Annotated in this window: 13 protein-coding genes and 4 pseudogenes; 6 read left to right on the plus strand and 11 right to left on the minus strand. The window is 70.1% G+C overall.

Annotated features, from left to right (window positions below; translation table 11 throughout):
• Nucleotides 1-31 precede the first annotated feature (31 nt).
• Nucleotides 32-382: a hypothetical protein gene (locus ACFY4A_RS20375; protein WP_390830769.1), complete on the minus strand. Its 351-nt coding sequence runs from the start codon at nt 380-382 to the stop codon at nt 32-34.
• A gap of 485 nt (nt 383-867) precedes the next feature.
• On the opposite strand from ACFY4A_RS20375, the gene ACFY4A_RS20380 reads away from it, so the two are divergent.
• On the plus strand, nt 868-1,542 hold the full coding sequence (locus ACFY4A_RS20380) for a hypothetical protein (RefSeq protein WP_390830770.1): 675 nt from the start codon (nt 868-870) through the stop codon (nt 1,540-1,542).
• 263 nt (nt 1,543-1,805) lie between these two features.
• Here the strand turns inward: ACFY4A_RS20380 and ACFY4A_RS20385 are convergent, their stop codons facing one another.
• The gene (locus ACFY4A_RS20385; protein WP_390830771.1) at nt 1,806-2,660 is read right to left on the minus strand and encodes a beta-propeller fold lactonase family protein; all 855 of its coding nucleotides are present in this window, start codon (nt 2,658-2,660) and stop codon (nt 1,806-1,808) included.
• Between the two features lie 210 nt (nt 2,661-2,870).
• A complete protein-coding gene (locus tag ACFY4A_RS20390; RefSeq protein WP_390830772.1) occupies nt 2,871-3,794 on the minus strand; it encodes a LysR family transcriptional regulator in 924 nt (307 codons plus the stop codon).
• Between the two features lie 121 nt (nt 3,795-3,915).
• On the opposite strand from ACFY4A_RS20390, the gene ACFY4A_RS20395 reads away from it, so the two are divergent.
• Nucleotides 3,916-5,250, plus strand: coding sequence for a S28 family serine protease (locus ACFY4A_RS20395; protein WP_390830773.1), 1,335 nt, complete (start codon nt 3,916-3,918; stop codon nt 5,248-5,250).
• 395 nt (nt 5,251-5,645) lie between these two features.
• Here the strand turns inward: ACFY4A_RS20395 and ACFY4A_RS20400 are convergent.
• Nucleotides 5,646-5,765: pseudogene (locus tag ACFY4A_RS20400) on the minus strand (integrase); the annotation flags it as partial.
• On the opposite strand from ACFY4A_RS20400, the pseudogene ACFY4A_RS20405 reads away from it, so the two are divergent.
• Together ACFY4A_RS20405 and ACFY4A_RS20410 are read left to right on the plus strand one after the other, a co-directional pair.
• Nucleotides 5,765-5,959 (plus strand): annotated as a pseudogene (locus tag ACFY4A_RS20405) (DDE-type integrase/transposase/recombinase); the annotation flags it as partial. The pseudogenes ACFY4A_RS20400 and ACFY4A_RS20405 overlap by 1 nt on opposite strands.
• A 132-nt stretch (nt 5,960-6,091) precedes the next feature.
• Complete coding sequence (locus ACFY4A_RS20410; protein WP_390830774.1) at nt 6,092-6,955, plus strand: phosphatidylinositol-specific phospholipase C/glycerophosphodiester phosphodiesterase family protein; 864 nt, start codon at nt 6,092-6,094, stop codon at nt 6,953-6,955.
• An 80-nt stretch (nt 6,956-7,035) separates the two neighbouring features.
• Here the strand turns inward: ACFY4A_RS20410 and ACFY4A_RS20415 are convergent.
• The 4 genes and pseudogenes from ACFY4A_RS20415 to ACFY4A_RS20430 form a co-directional block, all read right to left on the minus strand.
• A pseudogene (locus ACFY4A_RS20415) lies at nt 7,036-7,293 on the minus strand (transposase family protein); the annotation flags it as partial.
• Nucleotides 7,294-7,369: 76 nt separating this feature from the next.
• Nucleotides 7,370-8,059 carry a hypothetical protein gene (locus ACFY4A_RS20420; RefSeq protein WP_390830775.1) on the minus strand — a complete coding sequence of 230 codons (690 nt, stop codon included), beginning with the start codon at nt 8,057-8,059 and terminating at the stop codon, nt 7,370-7,372.
• 26 nt (nt 8,060-8,085) lie between these two features.
• Entirely contained in the window at nt 8,086-12,429 is a 4,344-nt protein-coding gene (locus ACFY4A_RS20425) for a protein kinase (RefSeq protein ID WP_390830776.1), read from the minus strand.
• 5 nt (nt 12,430-12,434) lie between these two features.
• On the minus strand, nt 12,435-13,097 hold the full coding sequence (locus ACFY4A_RS20430; RefSeq protein ID WP_390830777.1) for a DUF7019 family protein: 663 nt from the start codon (nt 13,095-13,097) through the stop codon (nt 12,435-12,437).
• 339 nt (nt 13,098-13,436) lie between these two features.
• Between ACFY4A_RS20430 and ACFY4A_RS20435 the strand changes: the two are divergent.
• Nucleotides 13,437-13,655: pseudogene (locus ACFY4A_RS20435) on the plus strand (transposase family protein); the annotation flags it as partial.
• 333 nt (nt 13,656-13,988) lie between these two features.
• On the opposite strand, the gene ACFY4A_RS20440 reads toward ACFY4A_RS20435, so the two are convergent.
• From ACFY4A_RS20440 to ACFY4A_RS20450, 3 genes are all read right to left on the minus strand, one after another.
• On the minus strand, nt 13,989-14,867 hold the full coding sequence (locus ACFY4A_RS20440; RefSeq protein ID WP_390830778.1) for a copper homeostasis protein CutC: 879 nt from the start codon (nt 14,865-14,867) through the stop codon (nt 13,989-13,991).
• Nucleotides 14,864-16,387 (minus strand): M81 family metallopeptidase, encoded by a 1,524-nt coding sequence (locus tag ACFY4A_RS20445; protein ID WP_390830779.1) that lies wholly within the window; start codon nt 16,385-16,387, stop codon nt 14,864-14,866. The genes ACFY4A_RS20440 and ACFY4A_RS20445 overlap by 4 nt, the downstream gene beginning before the upstream one ends.
• Before the next feature lie 243 nt (nt 16,388-16,630).
• Nucleotides 16,631-17,881, minus strand: a complete 1,251-nt coding sequence (locus ACFY4A_RS20450) for an ROK family protein (protein WP_390830780.1) — start codon at nt 17,879-17,881, stop codon at nt 16,631-16,633.
• A 316-nt stretch (nt 17,882-18,197) separates the two neighbouring features.
• Here ACFY4A_RS20450 and ACFY4A_RS20455 point away from each other — a divergent pair, with 316 nt between their 5' ends.
• Nucleotides 18,198-20,015, plus strand: a complete 1,818-nt coding sequence (locus tag ACFY4A_RS20455; protein WP_390830781.1) for a peptide ABC transporter substrate-binding protein — start codon at nt 18,198-18,200, stop codon at nt 20,013-20,015.
• Nucleotides 20,016-20,166: the final 151 nt, after the last annotated feature.

Here is a 20,166-nt window from a genome sequence, read left to right on the forward strand (position 1 = left end):
CCGAAACATCCTGGGACGCTTGGCAGCAGTGTCAGGATGCCTCGAGTTCCGCCTTTGCCTCCCGCACCGCATGAAGGGCGGCGGTGAGTTTCCACTCGAGCTCAGTGGCCTCCTCGACCGTCTCCGGGCGGAGGCGTGTCTGCGACTCCAGCTCGACCGTCGCGCGGACCACCTCCAATGCCTGGTTCAGCTCGAGCTTCATGGCGTCGAACTCATCTTTTTTGATGACTGACGTAATGCCGCAGGTGACTTGGCCGCACTTTACCGTCGGTAGCCGGCACGAGATGACCGAGCATCTCTGGCAGTGCGGACCCGCCACGTCCGACATCGTGATCATCAAGTCCTTAAAGAGGAAACGCACAACCACACCTTCCTCGATCACAAAAGGAGCAACAAGAAACACAGATACCACTACATATGCGTGCGTAAGCTACCTTTAGCGCGTGAGTCACTCGGAAGCACCGAAGGTTTGATCCGCTGAGGGGATGGGTCGTGGTCCGTGAGCCGTCTCGTCCACCGCGACTGGAGGAGCGGGCAGCGCGGCGGGGGGTTCCCGCTGCAGAGCGCGGGGCGAACGGGCATCAACTACCGCTCGAAGACCTGAAGGCGTCACGCCGACCGACGACTGGGCCTGACGCAACGTTGCCATCCGGCCTGCTCGCGGCCGCGGCTGGGGCGCTGGCCCGCGGACTCGCCCGCCCGGCTGTGGCGCAAAAGGACGCAGAAGCCGAAATTTCGGCAATCTACGCAGAAAGGATCACTCGTGACCTGAGTGAGGACGAGGCCCGCGTCCTGGGGGTAATCACCGAAACACGCGAGCGGGGTCTCGCACTCTGCCGAGTCGGCCGGGTCCACGATGGTGGATCCGTGATCGCTCGAGCCAGGGACATGCTGACTCGAGCGGAAATCGGCAGGGAAGCATTCGTGCTCTCGGATTCCTTCCTGTGCGCAGGTGAGGGATTCGCGCACTTCAAGTCAGGCAGGGCCGACGCGGCCGTCTCCTCGATACTCAAGGCCATGGATCGTTGCCGGGAGTTGCGTGACGCCTGGGACTATCCGGTAGAGGGCCGACGAATCCATCTCGCTTGCAACGCCGCGCGAGTACACGTCGAAGCCGGGAAACACAAGGAGAGCTCTGCCGTGCTGGCACAGCTGCTCAACCTGATTGACACCTCGGATCGCCGTTTCTGGCCCTTTCCGGACCTCGAGTACCTCAGCAAGCCCGATCGCCTCGAGGGCGACATCCGGCGGCACTTGATGGATCAGGTCCTCGCGGTCGTGAGCAGGCTCGACGCTGAGGCTCTCAGTCACGTGGCCGCCGTTTTCTCGTATCCGCCGAGAGGCGTGTCGAACGGTGCGGCTGCCCGGGCTAGGTGCTTCGTGAAGGCAGTCCGCGCTCACACGTCGGGAGACTTCGAAACCTTTCTGGCTTGCTGCATCGAGTTTTTCCCGCCCGGAGCCCAGCACTTCCCACGGTCTTTTCGAACCCTGACCGAGCGACTGACCCATCTCTGTGAAGTCAGGCCGGATTTAAATGGCTGAGCGCCGCGCTGATACCTCGGGGATTGGTGGCTTCATTGCCCTGAGGCGACCGATCAGGGGGGCGCGGTGAGCTAGCACGAGGCGACTGGTCACACGGCACCCGTCGTGGTTGTCGACCCCGAATGTGCCCCAGCGCTTCAGGAATTTATCCGGCTGCACACCGAGGCGGCTGTCTGCGGCATCTCGCACACAGGAGGTGGCTGTCGTGCCGTCCTCGTATCCACGAGCCCGCGGCGTGTTTTGCAGGGTCGCGGATCAGTGCGCTACAAGCTGATCACGGACACGGAGTTGGCGAAGAAGTTGGTCACATAAAGGCGAGTCCCGTCCTGGTTCACCGCCACGCCGCGCGGACCGTCGGCGACCGGGATGGTGTCGATCACCGCAAGGCTAGAGGTGTCGATCACCGATACCGAGTCGAAGGGGAAGTGCGCCACGTAGAGGCGAGCCCCATCACGACTCACGGCCACTCCATAAGGACCCTCGCTGAGCGGGATCGTGTCGATCACGGTCTCGCTGGAGAGGTCGACCACCGACACGCTGTCCGAAAAGTAGTTGGTTACATAGAGGCGGGTCTCATCCGGACTTACCGCCACGCCGGTCGGGAAGTCGATCCGTTGGATCACGGCGAAGACGGGTTTCGCGAATGCGTCCGTCACCAGTACGGAGTCTTCCAGGGCGAGGGTCAGATAGACGCGGGCGTCCGCTCCCGCTGCCACACCGTACGGCGAGTGCCCGAAATGGCTGTCGGTTGAAAGAAGTTGGGGAAGCTGAATGTCCACCAACGCGTTCCGACTCGGACCAGCGACGTGAAGGCGGCGTCCGGTCGGGCTGAGTGCCACGCCGTATGGCCCTTCGGTCGCGTGAGTCGTGGCGATCACGGTCTCGCTGGAGATGTCGACCACCGATACGGTGCCGGGCTGGAAGTTGGTCACGTACAGGCGAGTTTCATCGGCGCTAACCGCCAGACTGTGGGGGCTTTGGCCGGCAGGGAGCCTCTTGGGGACTGAGGCAGCCGGGGGTGGTGCTTCCGCGGACACCCGGCGCCCATGCAGGCCCTTCTCCTCCGCCCTCGCGAACAGACGGTCCATCGGCACGTCGGTGCCATGATGGGTGGTCATGAGACACCCCCTTGCATTGGCGATGGAGCCTATTGCAGGTGGCCGCGAGTTCGTGGATCTAGACGCCTCGTGCTCCGTCCTCGCTCACACCCCCACCGTACCGTCATGCCCGCTCACGCACATCCGGAGCGACAGCGAGTGCCCGAGGGCAAACGGGCGATGTCACTCAAAGCGGCCTCACCGACCCGGTGACGCTCACGGCCGACCGGCTCAGCCCCGCGCGGCCGTTCCCGGCGGCTGCGTCGCCCGCCGGTGCACTTCCCGCACGGCCTCCACCAGCACCGGGGCGCGGGGTGCGAGCGCGCTGTCGCGGTGCCATGCCAGCAGTAACCGCATCCGCACGAACCCGCCGGCGATGGGCCGCACCGCTATGCCCTCGCCACCCCTGTACGAGGCCTGGCAGGCGGAGACCGCGCGCCCGGCCGCAACCAGTTCCGTCCGCATGCCGGTCTGCTCCAGCCGGTAGCGCACGCGCGGACGGAAGCCCGCGCGTTCGCACTCGTCCAGCAGGTGCTCGGGCCAGCCGGTGCCGTCCGAAGGCGACAGCGCCCAGTCCTCGTCGGCGAGATCCGCCAGCCGCACCTCCTCTCGGGCGGCCGCCGGATGCCCGGCGGGCAGCGCCACATGGACGGGCTCCGTGGCCACCTCGGCGTACCGTACGGCTGGCTGCGGGCGCAGCTCGAAGCCCGGGTAGTCGGCGAGCAGCGCGCCGTCGAGCCGGCCGGTGGCGATGCAGTCGAGCAGCAGCCCGGTGTAGTAGGCGACCTGGAGCTCGGTGCGGGCCCCGGGCAGCAGCGTCGCCACCCGCTCCACGACCTCTAGCGCCAGCGGGCTCTCGTATGCGCCGAAGCGCACCACCGACTGCGGCCCGGCCCGCCCCGGGGCGCGGTCGAGCAGGTCGTCGATGTTGCCGAGAGCCGCACGCGTGCGCGACATCACGAACTCGCCGAACGGCGTCGGCCTCACCCCGTGCCGTCCCCGCGTGAACACCTCTCCGCCCAAAAGTACCTCGATGCGCTGGAGTTGGGCGCTGAGGGCAGGCTGTGAGACGCCCAGCGCCGCTGCGGCCCGGGTGACGCTTCCGTGTTCGGCGATGGTACTGAGCGCCCGAAGGTGTCGTATTTCGAGTTGCACGGATGAACCCTAACTTTCCATAACCGCTTGGTGTTATGACGGTTTGGGATTACTCAGGGGACACGTGGTGAGGCAAGGTCAGCCGGACCCCCCGCGCTGCCCAGAGAAACCGGAGGCCCGAGTGCGTACCCGCACCATTCCGACCTTGCTGCTGTCCGCCGCCCTCACCGCGGGCGTCCTCGCCACGACCGCGGCCCCCGCAGCCGCCGCGGACACGGCTGCCACCGCCGAGGCGTCCTTCGCGGACCAGCTGCGCGCGATACCCGGCGTGACCGTCACCGACGTCACCGACAAGGGCGGCTACCCGCTCTACTCGCTCACCATCACGCAGCCGATCGACCACAGCAAGCCCGAACTCGGCACCTTCGGGCAGCGCTTCACCCTCTGGCACAAGTCGGTGACCAAGCCGGTCGTCTTCTACACCGGTGGCTACGGCCTCTCCAGCTCCACCCGTGAGCCCACCACCATCCTCGACGCCAACCAGCTCAGCGTCGAGCACCGCTTCTTCGGTCCCTCCCGCCCGGCCGACGTCGACTGGTCGAAGATGACCGTCTGGCAGGAGGCGAGCGACGAGCACGCCATCGTCGAGGCGATCCGCCCGCTGTACGACAAGAGCTCCAAGTGGCTCGGCACCGGCGGCAGCAAGGGCGGCATGACGCAGACGTACCACCGCCGCTACTACCCCGAGGACCTTGACGCGGTCATCGCCTACGTCGCTCCCAACGACGCCAACAACCATGACGACAAGGGCTACGAACGGTTCTTCGAGACCGTCGGAACCAAGGAGTGCCGTGATGCGCTGAACGCGGTCCAGCGTGCGATGCTCGAACGCCGCGACACTCTGCTGCCCAAGTTCGAGGTGACGGCGAAGGAGAAGGGCTACACCTTCACCAACACCCTCGGCACCACCGATCGTGCCTATGAGTTCGCCGTCCTGGACCAGGTCTGGAACTTCTGGCAGTCCGGCACCGCCGCCGACTGCCCGACCGTGCCCGACGCCGAGACCGTGTCCGACGACGACCTCTACACCTGGTCGCTCGGCCATGGCCTGTCCGTCTACGAGGACAGCTCACTCGGCGCCAACGGCTCCGGCCCGTACTACCGGCAGGCCGCCGCTCAACTGGGCTGGGCCGACCTGAAGTTCAAGCACCTCAAGGACGTCCGCCACTACCCGGACATCTACCAGCCCAACTCGGTGTTGCCTGCCGACATGCGCACCGACTACAACGGCAAGGCGATCTCTGACGTCGACAAGTGGGTGCGGAGCGACTCCGAGCGCATGATGTTCGTCTACGGGCAGAACGACCCATGGAGCGCCGAGCAGTTCGAGCCGAGCTCCCACGACTCGTACAAGTACGTCGTTCCCGGCTCCAACCACGGCGCCCGTATCTCCGCTCTGCCCGCCGACCAGCGGGACGAGGCCATCGCCACGATCAAGCGCTGGGCCGGACAGTGAGAGTTCGCCCGATGGGCGGCTGACATGCGTTCCCGCGGCCCGCAGGCCTGGCGGGCGGCGAGTTCGTTGCGGACGGCGCGCATCCGCGGGCCCGCGGCCCGGTAGGTGCGACCGGTCGAAGCCGCCGGCCCAGCCGCCGTGCACGACCCCGGGGCGCTCCTGGGTGGCTTCCGGCGGGGCGGGGCCGACCGGTTCCGCGCCGAGGCTGCCCAGGGGTGTGCCCCGACACCCACCGGCCGGTGGTGCGGTCCTGCACGGCCCGGGGCGGCGGGCGCAGGGGTCGCCCGCCGCCCCGGGCCGTGCCTCAGCAGCCGCGGCTCGCGGACGACCTTCGCTCCTTTCTGCCTGGGGTGTGTCCGCGATCAGGGTCCCGGTCGCGGGGTCGTAGGTCAGGAGTCCAGGAGTTCGCGCCTACAGGTCTGGATCCAGCGCTCCATGAGGGAGTTCATCCGCGGTATCCGGATGCCGGTCGTGAGGACCTTCACCCCAGCGCCGGTCGGTAGGGCGTCGAAGGCGGGCCGTCGACCAGGACGACAGCGTCCTGGACATCCTCGTCCAGGCCCGGCGGGACGCGAAGGCCGCGAAGCGGTTCATGGCCAAGCTGATGAAGAAGCAGTGCCGGGTACCCCGGGTGCTGGTGACCGACAAGCTCCGCTCCTACGGGCCGGCTCACCGGGAACTCATGGGCTCGGTGGAACGCCGCTCCCACAATTGACAACACCGTCCGCAGAAGTGAACCGGCGAAGTCGATCCGGCCAACTCCGATTCCACGCATACCATTTGGAGCGCATCGGCCCCCATACTCACTGGCGTCGCATACGGCACTCCAGGGAGGCAGAGCATGCTCCACACTACCCGCCGCAGAGCCCTCACCACCCTTGGCGCCGCCCTCGTCGGCGCTGTCGCCGCCCCCGCCGCGTACGCGCAGGCGAGCGAGCGCGGCCGTGGTCCCCGTCCACTGCGCCGTGCCCACGCGCACAACGACTACGAGCACACCCGGCCCCTCTTCGACGCGCTGGACCACCGTTTCGGCAGCGTCGAGGCCGACATCTACCTCGTCGGCGGGCAGCTGCTCGTCGCCCACGATCCGGTGGACCTCGACCCCTCCCGTACCCTCGAATCGCTCTACCTCGAACCACTGGCGCAGCGCATCAAGGCCAACCACGGCTCCGTCTACCGCGGCTGGCGCGAACCCCTGCAGCTCCTCATCGACATCAAGACGGAGGGCTCGTCGACGTACCTCGAACTCGACCGCCGCCTCCAGCGCTATCGGCACCTGTTCAGCACGTACGCGCACGGCAAGGTGCGCCCCGCCGCCCTGACGGCCGTCATCTCGGGCGACCGTGCCGCCCGCGGCCCGATGGAGGCCCAGCAGGTGCGCCACGCCTTCTACGACGGGCGACTGTCCGACCTCGGCACGGCGACCCCGGCCACCTTCACTTCGCTGATCAGCGACAACTGGACCCTGAACTTCACCTGGCGGGGCGACGGCCCGATGCCCGCCGCCGAGCGGGACAAGCTGCGCGGCATCGTCTCCGCAGCCCACGCGCGCGGACAGCAGGTCCGCTTCTGGGCCACGCCGGACCAGCCGGGCCCGGCCCGCGACGCGCTCTGGGGTGAACTGCTCGCCGCCGGTGTTGACTTCCTGAACACCGACGACCTGACCGGCCTCGAAGCGTTCCTCGACGCCCACGACAAGGCGTGAGCCCTCCCGGCGGCCCCGGGGCATCGTCAGGCGCAGTCAGCACACGTTCGATGGACACCCGACTCTGCGGGTGCCGATAAGACCGTGGCGATCCCGATGCCGAATCCGGCAGCGAGCTGGGCGTGGGTATCACCGCACCGCAGGTGGGCGAGGGCGAGCAGAGCCTGGCGGCCGGCGGGCAGGCGTCGCCACCGTGTACCGATCTTCGCCTGCCGCGCGGCCAGTTGACCGGTAAGGATCCGCAGGGTTCGGCCGGACAGATCGATCGAGGATGGGTAGACAAGCCTGCGAAGCTCCTGGCAGACACGGGTGAACTTGGTCGGGAACCCGTCTACCAGGAGCTTCGCCGTTGCGCAGGAGCGTCCAACTTGCGGTCGGCATCGGGATGTTGGAAAGCGTTCACGGTGGCCTTCCTCAGCCCGGCACTTCCAGCTCGATACCGCCGATCCGGTGGCTCAGTCGCCGGTCGGACCGGGTCCCGATCCTTCGGGCGCCTTTCAGGTTCTTCACAAAGGCCTTGCGCTGGGCCGGGCTCACAGAACGCCAGCGCAGCTCAAGGACCGGGCGCACCGGCGGGATGAGCTCCCGCACCCGCTCGTCGACCCGGGCGAGGCCGGTCTCGTAATCGTCGTCCGGCCGATAGACCAGATCGAGGTCGACCGACGGCTCGGTGCCGCCGGCCTGGTGGTGACAGGCCATGAGCCAGCGGGCGATCCAGTCGAGCGCGATCCGCACCGTGGAAGAGATCTGCTCCTGCCACTCGCCGAGGTAAGGCGCGTTCACCGACTCCGCGGTCACTTCCTCCGGCATCACGATCAGCCCGCGGACGGCGGTGCCGAGCAGCTCAACGTGGATGCGCGGCCACCGGCCGCTCGCGTCGATCCGGAAGCGGGGAAAGCACCCCGCCATGCCGATCCCCGTCCGCAGCTGTGCCCAGTTCATCGCGTCGACCGGTGGCCGGTCGGGCGTGTACGGCCCGGTGGTCCGATGCCCGAGCTGACTGGCGCGCATCATGAACACGGCCGCGAACTCGTCGCCTCGCAACGTCATGCTCACGGGGAAGAACGCCCCGATCTCGCCCATGAATACCTTGCCGGTGATCAAGGCTTCGATACTGGACCGACCCGGGATCATCGCCGCCTCCTCCATCGCCGCCGCGCCGGCTTCTCCGGCGCCGGCCCCCGCACGCTGTCCAGCTCGGTCTGGACGGCGAGCGTGTCCGGGTGGTCGTCGCCCAGCCGCAGCCGCCGTTTCGCCAGCACCTCGCGCAGGACCGGCTCGGCGTCGCCCAGTCGCCCGAGCCGGTGGTGCACGCGCGCCAGCCCCACCCGGGCGTCGAGCGTCCGGCCGTCGTCGCGGCCGAAGCGCTTCACGAGCCGGGGCAGCAGGTCGTCGTACATCCGTTCCGCTTCCGCCTGCTCGCCGCTCGCCGAGAGCAGGGACGCGAGCGCCGCGGTCGCCTCCAGGGTGGCCGGGTGGTCCGGCCCCAGGTCCTGTGCGCGCTCTCCGGTCACCGCCCGGACCAGCGCCAGGGCCTCCGGCTCCCGGTGCAGGTCGGTGAGGACCGCGGCCCAGCCGAGCATCGCGTCCTGGGTTTCGACGTGCCCGGCGTCCCAGAGGTGGGAGCGGACGTCGACGACGAGTTGCCACGCTTGCTCGGCCGCGGCCAGGTCGCCCTCGCGGTGCAGGACCGGGGCAGCCTCGGCGAGCGTGACGAGGTCGTCCTGGAGCTGCTCGGCGAAGTAGCCGGCCCAGAACTCCTCGGACCGGTTCAGCTCTGCCTCCGGTCGCAGCAGCAGCGCGAGCCGTTCGGCCGTGCTCGGTATTTGTGTGGGCTCCCGGGTCGCCGCGTCGTCGGCCACGAAGCGCACGTACAGCCGATAGCCGGTATCGGTGCGCGAGGGGATCTTGTCCAGTTCGCCCGCGAGCTCCAGGGTGCGGGTGACGGCGTGCCGCTGCCGGTCGCCGAGGCGGGCGAACGCCTCGACGAGCGCCGGGCGGCTGTCTTCGCGGGAAGGCAGCGGAACGGCGACCTCGGCCCGCAGCTCGTCGAGCGGGGGCTCGGCCTCCGGCCGCAGGGAGCCGGTCGCCGAGCCGAAGTCGTACTCCCAGTCCAGGGCCCAGGTCAGCAGGCGCCCGCGCTCGTCGCCGGCCAGGAGCAGGGCGCCGTCGGGGGCCAGCGCGACGTGCGTGACCACGTCCGAAAGGCCGGTGAAGGCACGCAGCTGCCGGCCGGTCGTGAGGTCCCACAACCGGGCTTTCCGGTCCTCCCCGCCCGACGCCGCGAGCCGGAAGTCCGGTGTGACAGCCAGACTCCGCACGACGCCGGTGTGCCCGGTCAGGACGTGGACGCAGCGAGCACCCACGACGTCCCACAGCCGGACGGTGCCGTCCACCGAGCAGGACAGCAGCCGCCGGGCGTCCGGGCTCGGCAGGACGTCGACCACGGCGTCCGCGTGCCCGGTGAGCACCACCTCGCACTGCCCGTCGGCGGTCCGCCAGACCCGCACCGCGGCGTCGGCGCCACCGGTGACCACGAACCGGCTGTCGTCGCTCAGCCGTGCGGCGCCGATCCACTCGTCGTGCCCCCGCAGCACCCACCGGAGCTCGCCTTCGCGCAGATCCCAGATCTTCACGGTGACGTCCTGGCCGCGAGAGAGCCCGTAGCGGTGATCAGCGCTGACGGCCACGTCCAGCACCGCCCCCGGGTGCGCCTCCCAGCGCCCGATGGTCCGGCCGCTGCCGATGTCCCAGGCCGCGACCAGGCCGTCGGTGGTTCCCGAGAGAGCCACTTGGCCGTCCTCGCTGACCGCGACGTGGTACACGTGGTCGCGGGGGCTGGTGAACAGCTGGACGATCCGCCTGTCGCGCGGGTGCCAGGCGACGACCCGGCCGTCCTCGCCCCCGGACACCGCGAGCCGGCCGTCGGCGGTCATCGCCATGGAGCTGATGTGGCCGGTGTGCAGGCTGAGCGTGTGCAGCAGCTGCCCGGTCTCGATCTCGAAGACCCACGCTTCGGCGGCGTTCCCGGCGCGGGCGAGCGCGGTGGGGCTGCGGCCGCTGAACTCCAGGGCCCACGACCGGCCGTCCTCCGGGACGATCCGGCCCGCGGACCAGGCGTCGGCGAGCTCGGTCCGGCGGCCGAGGGCGCCGAGCCGGCGCCAGAGGCGCACCGGCTCGGCGTGGCGCCGGTGCCCGGGCAGCGCGCGAGCGGCGCGGATCCGGCCTGCCGCCTCGTCGAGCCGCCCGGCGCCGGCCAGCGTGGCCGCCTCCGCCAGCAGCGCGGCCGCCCAGGCGGCGGTGGCGGCGACGTCCGGGGCTTCATGTGGGCGGACGTAACTCCACGGGGCAGGCGGCCCCGCGGGCGGCAGGTGCCACACCCGAACGGACTTCCCCTCGGCGGTCACGGCGACCCGCCCGGCCGCGCTCAGCACGACCTCGTCGGTGTCGGGCGCCGGGTCCAGGGACAGGCGGCACCGGCCACTGCTCAGGTCCCACACCCGCGACGGCTCGTCGCGGCCGCCGCTGGAGAAGCCGACCGTGCCGTCCAGGTTGACGGCGATCCGGCCGTGGCCGGTCTTCAGCTCCCGCCGGGGTTCGCCGGATTCGAGATCGACCAACCGGACGTCGGTGCTGCCGAGGCCGACCACGGCGAGGCGGCCGTCGCCGCTGAACCGCGCCGGCGTCAGGGTGCGGTCGAATCGGTGCACCAGCTCGCCCGTGCGGACGTCGTACACGGAGTTCGTGTGGTGCTGGTAATCGATGACGGAGCACAGGGTGCCCTGGGCACCGAGGACGTCCGCCTTGTTCTCGAACTGCCGGACGTCCAGGGGTTCGCGCGTCTTGAGGTCCCAGGTGACGGTTTCCCCTTCGAAGCCGCTGGTGACCGCGTGCCGCTGGTCCGCCGTCAGCGCGACCAGGCCCACCCAGCTGGGATGGCCGGGCAGCTCGAACCCGGCCGCGGCTTCGAGGTCGAGCACGAGCGCCCGCCCGATACCCCCGCCGACGACCACGAGCTGTCCGTCGTCGCGCACCGCCAGGGCCGAGGCGCTGTACTTCTCGAGCTGCAACTGCTGCCGGCACTCCTTCGCCGGGACGTCCCAGATTCGCAGCCCGCCGGAGCGGTCGGCCGAGACCGCGACCTGGCCGTCCGGGGTCAGCGCGAGGGCGGCGATCCCGTCTTCGTGCTCCCCCGGCAGGACCGACTGCGCCGGCGAGGGTGCGTACTCGACCGACGCGAGCGCGGCGGCGGCCTGCGGGTCGCCGGGCGTCCGCGCGGCCACGTCCCGCAGCAGCGTGGCCGCCGCGACCGGGTCGCCGCGTTCCCGGTGCACCAGCGCGAGCAGGTATGCCCCCACGCCGTCATCCGGATCCCCGAACCGCACGGATTCCAGTTCGTCGACCAGTTCGGCGTCGGTGATCACCCCGGTCCGCCACCGGTGCAGCCCGCGGTTGTAGCGGGCGTGTGGGTGGTGCGGATCCGCCCGCAGAGCCCGGGTCCACAGCTCCTCGGCGCTGTCGCGGCGGCCGAGGTCCAGCATGGACAGTGCGTGGTTGGACAGGCCGTCGGCGAGCAAGGTGGCCGCTGCCGGGGCGCGCCGGGGGTACGGCCCGACTTCCCGCTCGTGCACTCGGATCAGGCGCTCCGCGAGCGGCCCGAGCCGGCCGGGGCGCGCGGCCGGGTCCTTGGTGAAGCACTCGCGCAGCAGGTCCGCCACCTCGACCGGTACCGGCAGGATCGCGTCCAGGGCCCCGGAGCGGGCGAAGCCGTCCAAGACGCCGCCCGCCGCGGTCCCGTCCGGGTCCGGTGGCCGGCCGAGGAACATTTCGAGGACGGTGACCGCCCAGGACCAGGTGTCCGTGGCCGTCGTGAGCCCGCCCGGCGACCGCGCCTGTTCGGGCGAGCAGTACGCGGGAGTCAGGCCGCCGCGGCTGACGAACGGATCCGCGTCCCCGGCGTCCTCCCCGGTGGCCATGCGAGCCCGGGCCATGCCGAAGTCGGTGACCTTGACCGTGCCGTCCCGGGTGAGCATCACGTTGGCGGGCTTGACGTCCTGGTGCACGACACCGTTCTCGTGCGCGTGGTCGAGCCCCCACGCGGACTGGATGGCGACGTCCAGCAGCGATGCCAGGGGATCGTTCCCGTAGAGGCTCCGGCTCCGGACGGCTTCGGCCAGGCTGCCGCCGTCCGCCCACTCCGCGAAGACCCGGGGCACGCCATCCAGGGTGCGGACGTAGACGCAGTTCGCGATGTGCGGGTGCAGGCCCAGCCCAACCCACACCTCGGCTTCCCGTTCGAAGTCCCGGATCGCGTCCGGCGAGCGGACCAGGGCCCGGCGCGGGGTCTTCACCGCCAGGTCGATGTCCCAGCCGCGGTGCCGGACCCGGTGCACCAGTCCCATGCCGCCGGTGCGCACCACGTCCAGGACCTCGTAGAGGCCGAGGATCAGGTCCCCGCGGTGCCACGCTTCCATCGCCGTCAGTCGACGATGGCGACGTACACCGGAGTCCCGAGCAGCACCGACTTGGCCGTGCCGTCCGGGCTGTCGCCGTGCAGCAGGCGCTTGGCCACGAACTCGACGTTCTGCGCCGGCCACCGCAGGCTCGCCACGGCGCCCTGCACCCGGGCGAGCGCGGCGCGATCGGCCCGGTCGAGGTCGCCGTCCACCGCGTCGGCGACGTACTCGTCCTCCAGGTCCGAGGTGACTCCCAGCCCGTCGAGCATCGACGACATCATCGAGCGCCCCACCCCGTGCGCCGCAGCGTCCGGTACGGAGTCGCACACGTGCTTGTACGAGCCGCCCAGCCCGACGACGGTGTCCTCGCTCCGCCCGCCGAAGAACACCAGCGAGGACGTGGGATCGCCGGGGAACGCCCCCCAGCGCATCGGCAGCGACCCCCAGAAGAACTGACCCGGCTCGTCCACCGAGCCGAGATCACCGTGATCGCGCAGGTACCCGACGACGGTCTCCAGCCGGCCGATCCGGTCGTCGGACGGGCCCTCGGTCGTTCGCTTCGCCGACAGCACCGTGAGATTCACGCCCAGTTCCGTCGTGCGCTTCGCCCCGAACCCGGGCTCGATCTGCGGCAAAAGCATGTTGATCTTGCTGTCGCTGACGTAAACGTAGTAGCTGAACGACATTGCCGGCTCCCTCCCAGGCATTGACCTGCCCCAGCGTAGCGATCACGGCCCAATGTGAGCCGTCAGACGCGTGGGGCGGGCACCGTGAGGTTGCGGCGCCCGCGCTCCGATCGCGATGACGCGCGCATTCAGGAGACCAAGTCGCGATCACGCAAAGGTCCTGGGGAACTGGCTTGTGTTCGGCGCGGGCTACCGAGTTCGAGGGGATCGTCGTCAGGGATGATCCAGGTTGAATAGTCATGTGCGGCTTTAGTGTAGGTGGGGCCGGACATCAGTGAAAGCTTTCCAACGTCCCGATGCCGACCGCAAGTTGGACGCTCCTGCGCAACGCGGACGATCCGCGAGAAGGCGTTCGTGATCCTGGCCGGCACCCTGCTGCCGATCGACCGGATCGCTGCGGACACCCCGTACTACTCCGGGAAACGCAAGCGCCACGGCATGAACATCCAGGTCCTCACCGATCCGTTCGGACACCTGCTGTGGTCCTCGCCCGCCCTGCCCGGATCGACCCACGACCTCACTGCTGCCCGACACCACGGGATCACCGGCGTGCTCACCGTGGTGCCCGGCGCCCGGTGGCGGGTGGAGGAAGCGATCAAGCTCGCCAAGTCCGCCTGCGCACTGGCCGACTACGAAGTTCGGTCCTGGCACGGCTGGTACCGGCACCAGAGTCCGGCCCAGCTCGCCGCTGCCTTCCTCGCCGTGCAGGACGACGGCCTTGGCGACAACGTCGACGAGCTGACCCCTCCTCTCGCGCATGGCCCGCTGACGCATCGCGTCGTTGCCCTACGGTGATCGGTTCCGGTACACCCTCCCGCCCCGAAAGTCCGCGGTCCGACGCGAACCGCGGACTTTCGGGGCGGCGCGCTCCGGCAGGGAGCGCACGGCCGGTCAGCCGGTTGCCCGCGATCCCAGCATTCTCCTGGCCTCGGCGACCACCGCTGGGTCGGTGACGAAGTACGTGTCCTGCTCGGCGGAGGCGCTGGAGGCGCCGAGGGGGATCCACGCACCCCCGCGCCGGGGTTCGGCGCGGCGCTTCGCGGAGAGGTGGACCGCGGCGACACCGGCGGCGGTCAGGGCCGGGATGTCGGCGGGGCGCACCCCGCCGCCCGCCATCACCTGCACGCCGGGAGCGGCCTCGACCATGGCGGCGAGCGCGGCGAGTCCCTGTCCGGCGGCCGGGGCGCCGCCGGAGGTGAGCACCCGGGTGAGCCCCAGGGCGGGCAACAGCGCTGCGGTGGCGACCGGGTCCGCGGACAGGTCGATCGCGCGGTGCAGGGTCACCTCGACGGGGCGGCCCGCGTCATGAGCCGCCGCGGCGAGGCGGGTGACGGCGTCGGTGTCGAGGCCGCCGTCGGCGGTGAGCGCGCCGACGACCACGCCGGAGGCGCCGGAGGCGATCACGGACCGCACCTCGGCGACCATCAGGGCGATCTCCTCGGCGTCGTGGACGAAGTCGCCCGGTCGGCAGCGGACCAGGACCTGCACCGGCAGGCCTACGGCGGCGACCGCCTCGACGAGGGCGGCCGACGGGGTCAGACCGCCCAGTTCCAGGCCGGTGCAGAGTTCGACGCGATCGGCTCCGTGGGCGAGGGCGACACGAGCACCGGCCGGTGAGGTGACGGCGATCTCCAGTGTGGGCCGGCGGACCGGTCCGGCTGGGCCGGGCCGCCCGAGTCCGGGAACCTCGTCGGCCGCCACCGGCGCCGGGGCCCGGCCCGCGCCGCCGGCCCGGGGCGGGCCGAGGGGCCGGGTGGTGTGGTCGGTCATGCGTCGTCCCCGGTGAGCGGCTGGTTGGAGGCCGGGATGATACGGGCTGTCAGGTCCGGGTCGGCCATGTCGCGGTCGAAGGGGAACATCGGGCGGCGGATGCGGCGGTGGCCGAGGCGCACCAGGTCCTGGTCGACACCGCCGGGAGTGAGGGCCATCTTCCAGCCGACCGACATGTCGAACAGTTCGGGCTCCAGGTAGCCGATCTTGACGATCACGATGTCGGCGGAGCGCGGGTCGAGGTCGAGGTCGGTGAAGTCGTGCTCGTGGTGGTACGGCTTGCGCAGCCTGGTGAGGATCGCGTACACGCTGCCGACCCGGATCACGACCTCGGTCTCGGCGTCCCGGTCGCCGTGCCGGATCGCGTGGACCACGCCGGTGAGGGTGACGGGACCGGCGTGCCGGTCGTCGACCTCGGCGCCGGCGGTGACGGTGACGGTGGCGCCGACCCCGGCGGCGACGGCGGTCTCGATCGCGGCGGGGCCGGGTACCGAGGCGTAGATGACGGTCGGCCCGTCCTCCTTCTGGAACTCGGGGCGCTCCAGCAGCCGGGTCAGGCCCCAGGTGACGTCACCGGCGCCGCCCGCGGTGGGGTTGTCGCCGGTGTCGCTGATGAAGTACGGCCGCTGGTCGGAGGCGAGGGCCTCGTCGAGGAGTTCGTCGTAGGTGCCGGTCGGGGCGACGAAGTCGAAGTCGTGGCGGGCGTTCCAGAAGCCCCGGGCGAGTCGTTCGGCCCCGGCCGAGACCGCCGCCGTATCGTCGCCGGTGACGACCACGACGGCGCGGTTGCGGGGTTCGTCGGCCCAGGCGTAGCCGACCCAGATGGCGGCGTCCGTCACGCCGTCGGCGGCCTCGACCTCATCAACCGCCGCGTACACGCTCTTCGCGGGTTCGATCCGGGTGGAGGTCTGCTCGCCGGCCAGCAGCACCGGGACCGGCACCCACGCCTTGACCGGGCGGGGGGCGCCGGACGCCAGCAGGTCGACCAGGTTGCGGACGGCACGCTCCTTGGTCTCCATGTGGTCCTCGTGCGGGGCCATCCGGTAGCAGGTGATCAGGTCGCTGCGGTGGGCGAGTTCGCGGGAGACGTTGCCGTGCAGGTCCATCGAGGTGGAGACGATCACGTCGGGGCCGACGGTGGCGCGGATGCGCTCCAGCAGCACGGCCTCGGCGTCGTCGATCCCCTCCACGGTCATGGCGCCGTGGATGTCGTACCAGAGACCGTCCAACCGGGGCAGCGCGGCGAGCCGTTCGATGAGCTCGTCAGTGAGCGCGGTCCAGGCGGCGGCGGTGACGGTGCCGCCGGGCAGCGACTTGCCGACCAGGGCGCCGTGCCATTCGGCGGCCTCACGCAGTTCCTCGCCAGGGGCGAGGAAGGGGTACCGGTCGAAGATCCCGGCGCCGCGCGAGGGGTGGAAGGCGGGGGCTTCGGTGCGGGCCGGGGAGAAGGTGGAGGACTCGATGCCGAGGCCGGCGACGGCGATGACCGGGCGGGCGGCGGGGGTGCGGGTGTGCGACATGGCTCCTCGGACGGGGTGTGGTGCGTGAGGCTCGTTCGGCGGCCCGCCAGGGGGCGTGCCGCGGACGTCGATATCTGGGCGGGTGCGGGGACTTCGGGAGTGGCCCCTGGACAGGCCCCTGGGCTCAGGGCTCGGGGACCAGGGGATCGCCCGGGAGCCGGGGTACGGGCCGCGGCTCCCGGGCGGGTGCGTCGCCGTGTGCGCGGAGTAATTTCCGCGACTGTCAGGCTTTTTGCAGCGGCGTCAGATCCCTCCGTGGCCTGCGGCGGTGTGCTGCCGGTCGGCGCCAGGGGTGGCGCGGCCGATGCCGCCGAGGGCGCGGGTCAGGGCGCGCTGCAGGGCGAAGAGTCCGGCGCCGACCAGGCCGGCGTCGGCGCCGAGACTGGCCCGCTCGATGGTGAGGTGTTCGGTCACCAGCGGGTGGCAGCTCTCGTAGAGCTTGCTGCGCACCGCGGCGACGAACGGCTCGAGGGTGGAGAGGATGCCGCCGAGGTAGACGGCGTCCGGGTTGAAGAAGTTGACGTTGGCGGCGAGCACCTGGCCGAGGTGGTCGCCGGCCCTGCGGACGGCGCGGGTGGCCTCCGGGTCGGCGTCGGTGGCGAGCCGTACCACGTCCTCGGGGCTGGCGACGTCGAGACCGCGTTCGCGCAGGATGCGGACGAGCGCGGCGCCGGACGCCACCGTCTCCAGGCAGCCGGTGTTGCCACAGGAGCAGGGGATGTCGGCGCCGCCGTCGATGCGGATGTGGGTGATGTCGCCGGCGGCTCCGGTGGCGCCCCGGTAGAGGCGACCGTCGGCGATGACGCCGGCACCGATTGCCGAGCCGATCTTCACCATGATCGACTGCCGGTGCTCGGCGGGCCTGACGCTCTGCTCGCCGACCGCCATGCAGTTGGCGTCGTTGTCGACGGCGGCCGGGACCCCGAAGCGCTCCTCCAGCCAAGCGCCGACCGGGAAGCGGTTCCAGCCGAGCATCCGGGACGGCAGGACGACGGCGCCGGAGGCGACGTCCACCGGCCCGGGCAGGGAGAGCCCGACGCCCCGGAGCCGGTCGCGTCCACGCTGCTCGGCGAGGGACTCCAGGTGCGCGGCGAGCCTCGGCAGGGCGACTTCGGGACCGTCGGCGACCTCGAACGGGACGTTGGCGACGTCACGGACACCGCCGCCCGGGAGCACCACACCGATCCGGGCATGGCGGCCTCCGACGTCGGCGGCGACGGCGTACTCGTCGTTGCTGCCCGCTCTGAGGACCCTGCGGGGGCGGCCGCCGGTGGAGGACTGGGTGCCCTCCTCGGCGATGAGCCCGCGCTCGACCAACTGAGCCACGGTGAGGGAGATGGTGGAGGCGGCCGTGCCGAGGAGTTCCGCGAGTTCGGCGCGGGACGACGCCTGGCCCGAGGCGACGAGTTCGAGGACCCGCGTGGCGAGGGTGGTCGTGCCCTTCGGGTACACGCCCTTGGTGGTCTTGCGGTCCCGTGCACTTATTTCAGTCATGTACGAAGTAACTTCCGCAACGGTGGGTGTGACGGAGACAGTACGCCCGTCCAGGCGGGCGGGGAACAGCTCCGTGAAGAAAGTAGAGAGCGTCAATGCAAGTAAAATCGCCTCAAATTGGCACATACATACCGCCTGAGGTGCCTGGAACGGATGGGTGTGACTTTTGTCGAGATCGCAGAAACTTACTTTTTACTAATTCTTGTTTGTTTGTTCGGCGCGGCCGTCGTTGACTGTCGCCGTACACGGCGCCGTTCCAGCGGCGCCGACCCGGTCTCCCGGGACGTATGCGGGTCCTTTCACTCTGAGGAGAGTCATGTTCCTTGCTCACACGGCGGCCGGCCGCCGCTGGGCCCTCGTCGCGGGTGCCGTCGTCACCACCGGCGCGCTGCTCACCGGCTGTTCCGGCGGCGGTACCTCGTCGTCCTCCGGCTCGGCGTCGTCGGACACCATCAACTACGCCCTCCCGGCGAACTTCACGCCGAACTGGATCCTCCCGGTCGGCACCGCCTCGCACCTGAACACCAACAACTCCTCCATATCCCAGGCCGTCTGGGAGCCGCTGATCGCGTACGACGGCTCCACCGGCAAGGTCGGATGGAACAAGGACAACTCTCTGGCCGCCGACGCGAAGTTCGCCGCGGACAGCAAGAGCGTGACGATCACCCTCGGCGATCGTCACTGGAGCGACGGCAAGCAGATCACCTCACGCGACGTGGAGTTCTGGTTCAACCTGGTCAAGGCCAACAGGGCGGACTGGGCAAGCTATAGCCCGGGCAAGGCGCCGGACAACTGGACCTCCTTCAAGACGATCGACGACTCGCACTTCACGATCACTTTCGACAAGGCGTACAACCAGGAGTGGATGCTCGCCAACGAGCTGAGCATGATCCGCCCGATGCCGCAGCACGTCTGGGACAAGACCAGCGACTCCGGCGCCGTCTCCGACCTGGACCGCACCGCCGCCGGCGCCAAGAAGGTCTGGACGTACCTCAACAACGCCGCCAAGAAGATCTCCGGCTACGCGACCGACCCGTTGTGGAAGACGGTCAGCGGCCCGTACACCATCAAGTCGTTCTCCACCGCGGGCAAGGTCGAGCTGACCGCCAACGCGAAGTACGACGGCGGCGGCAAGGCCAACATCAAGAACGTCAATCTGCTGCCGTTCACCACGACCGACGCCGAGGCGAACGCCCTCCGCGCCGGCACCGTCGACTACGGCTACATCAACGCCACCGACCTGAGCCAGGAGTCGTCCTTCAAGGCCAAGGGCTACTCGGTGAAGCCGTGGACCGGCTGGGCGATCACCTACATGCCGTACAACTTCAACAACCCCGCCATGGGCCCGGTGTTCAAGCAGCTGTACGCCCGCCAGGCGATCCAGATGTCGGTGGACCAGGCCACCCTCTCCAAGGTGGTCTTCAACGGCACCGCCGTCCCCACCTACGGCCCGATCCCGCAGGGCCAGGACTCGTCCTTCGTCTCCCCGGAGCAGAAGAACAACCCGTACCCGTTCGACACGGCCAAGGCGAAGAAGCTGCTCACCGACCACGGTTGGACCGAGCAGGGCGGCACCATGGTGTGCACCAGCCCCGGCACCGGCGACAACCAGTGCGGCGCGGGCGTCGACAAGGGCACCAAGTTCGAGATGCAGGTGCTGTCCCAGTCCGGCTCCACCGTGACCGACAACATGATGAGCGCGCTGCAGTCGTCGTTCGCGAAGACCGGCATCAAGTTCGCCATCAAGACCGCCCCGGTCAACTCCGTCCTGTCGCAGTCCGGCCAGTGCACCGCCGACGAGTCGAGCTGCAAGTGGCAGCTGTCCTTCTTCGGCACCGCGGGCAGCTGGTACTTCCCCGCCTACCCGAGCGGTGACTCGCTCTTCGCCACCGGCGGCGGCTCCAACTTCGGCAGCTACTCCAACGCCGAGGTCGACAAGCTGATCACCGAAACCACCACGTCCTCCTCGAACGAGGCGGTGCAGAAGTACAGCGCCGCGCTCGCCAAGGACCTCCCCGTGATCTGGCTGCCGGAGCCCGATTACCAGATCTCCGTGGTCAAGGACGGCCTCGGCGGCTTCGCCCAGGACTCCCTCGCCAACTTCCACCCCGCCATGTGGAAGTGGACCAAGTAAGCCCGGTCGGTGCCCGCGCGGGCCTGCGGAGTCGTCCGTCCACCCGGCCGGGCCGCCCCGGGACCCGCGCGCACCCCTCGCGCGCCCGCGCCACACCGGCACCCGCCACGCCGACACCCACGTCGCAGTGACGCCCATGTCCAGGTGACGC

The sequence above is a fragment of the Streptomyces sp. NPDC001292 genome, assembly GCF_042896465.1.
Taxonomy (GTDB): domain Bacteria; phylum Actinomycetota; class Actinomycetes; order Streptomycetales; family Streptomycetaceae; genus Streptomyces.

Excerpts from the sequence above, each read along its gene's own strand:
- ACFY4A_RS20385 (WP_390830771.1), bottom strand. The coding sequence starts at position 2,660 with ATGACCACCCATCATGGCACCGACGTGCCGATGGACCGTCTGTTCGCG.
- ACFY4A_RS20410 (WP_390830774.1), top strand. The coding sequence starts at position 6,092 with ATGCTCCACACTACCCGCCGCAGAGCCCTCACCACCCTTGGCGCCGCC.
- ACFY4A_RS20425 (WP_390830776.1), bottom strand. The coding sequence starts at position 12,429 with ATGGAAGCGTGGCACCGCGGGGACCTGATCCTCGGCCTCTACGAGGTC.
- ACFY4A_RS20430 (WP_390830777.1), bottom strand. The coding sequence starts at position 13,097 with ATGTCGTTCAGCTACTACGTTTACGTCAGCGACAGCAAGATCAACATG.
- ACFY4A_RS20440 (WP_390830778.1), bottom strand. The coding sequence starts at position 14,867 with ATGACCGACCACACCACCCGGCCCCTCGGCCCGCCCCGGGCCGGCGGC.
- ACFY4A_RS20445 (WP_390830779.1), bottom strand. The coding sequence starts at position 16,387 with ATGTCGCACACCCGCACCCCCGCCGCCCGCCCGGTCATCGCCGTCGCC.
- ACFY4A_RS20450 (WP_390830780.1), bottom strand. The coding sequence starts at position 17,881 with ATGACTGAAATAAGTGCACGGGACCGCAAGACCACCAAGGGCGTGTAC.
- ACFY4A_RS20455 (WP_390830781.1), top strand. The coding sequence starts at position 18,198 with ATGTTCCTTGCTCACACGGCGGCCGGCCGCCGCTGGGCCCTCGTCGCG.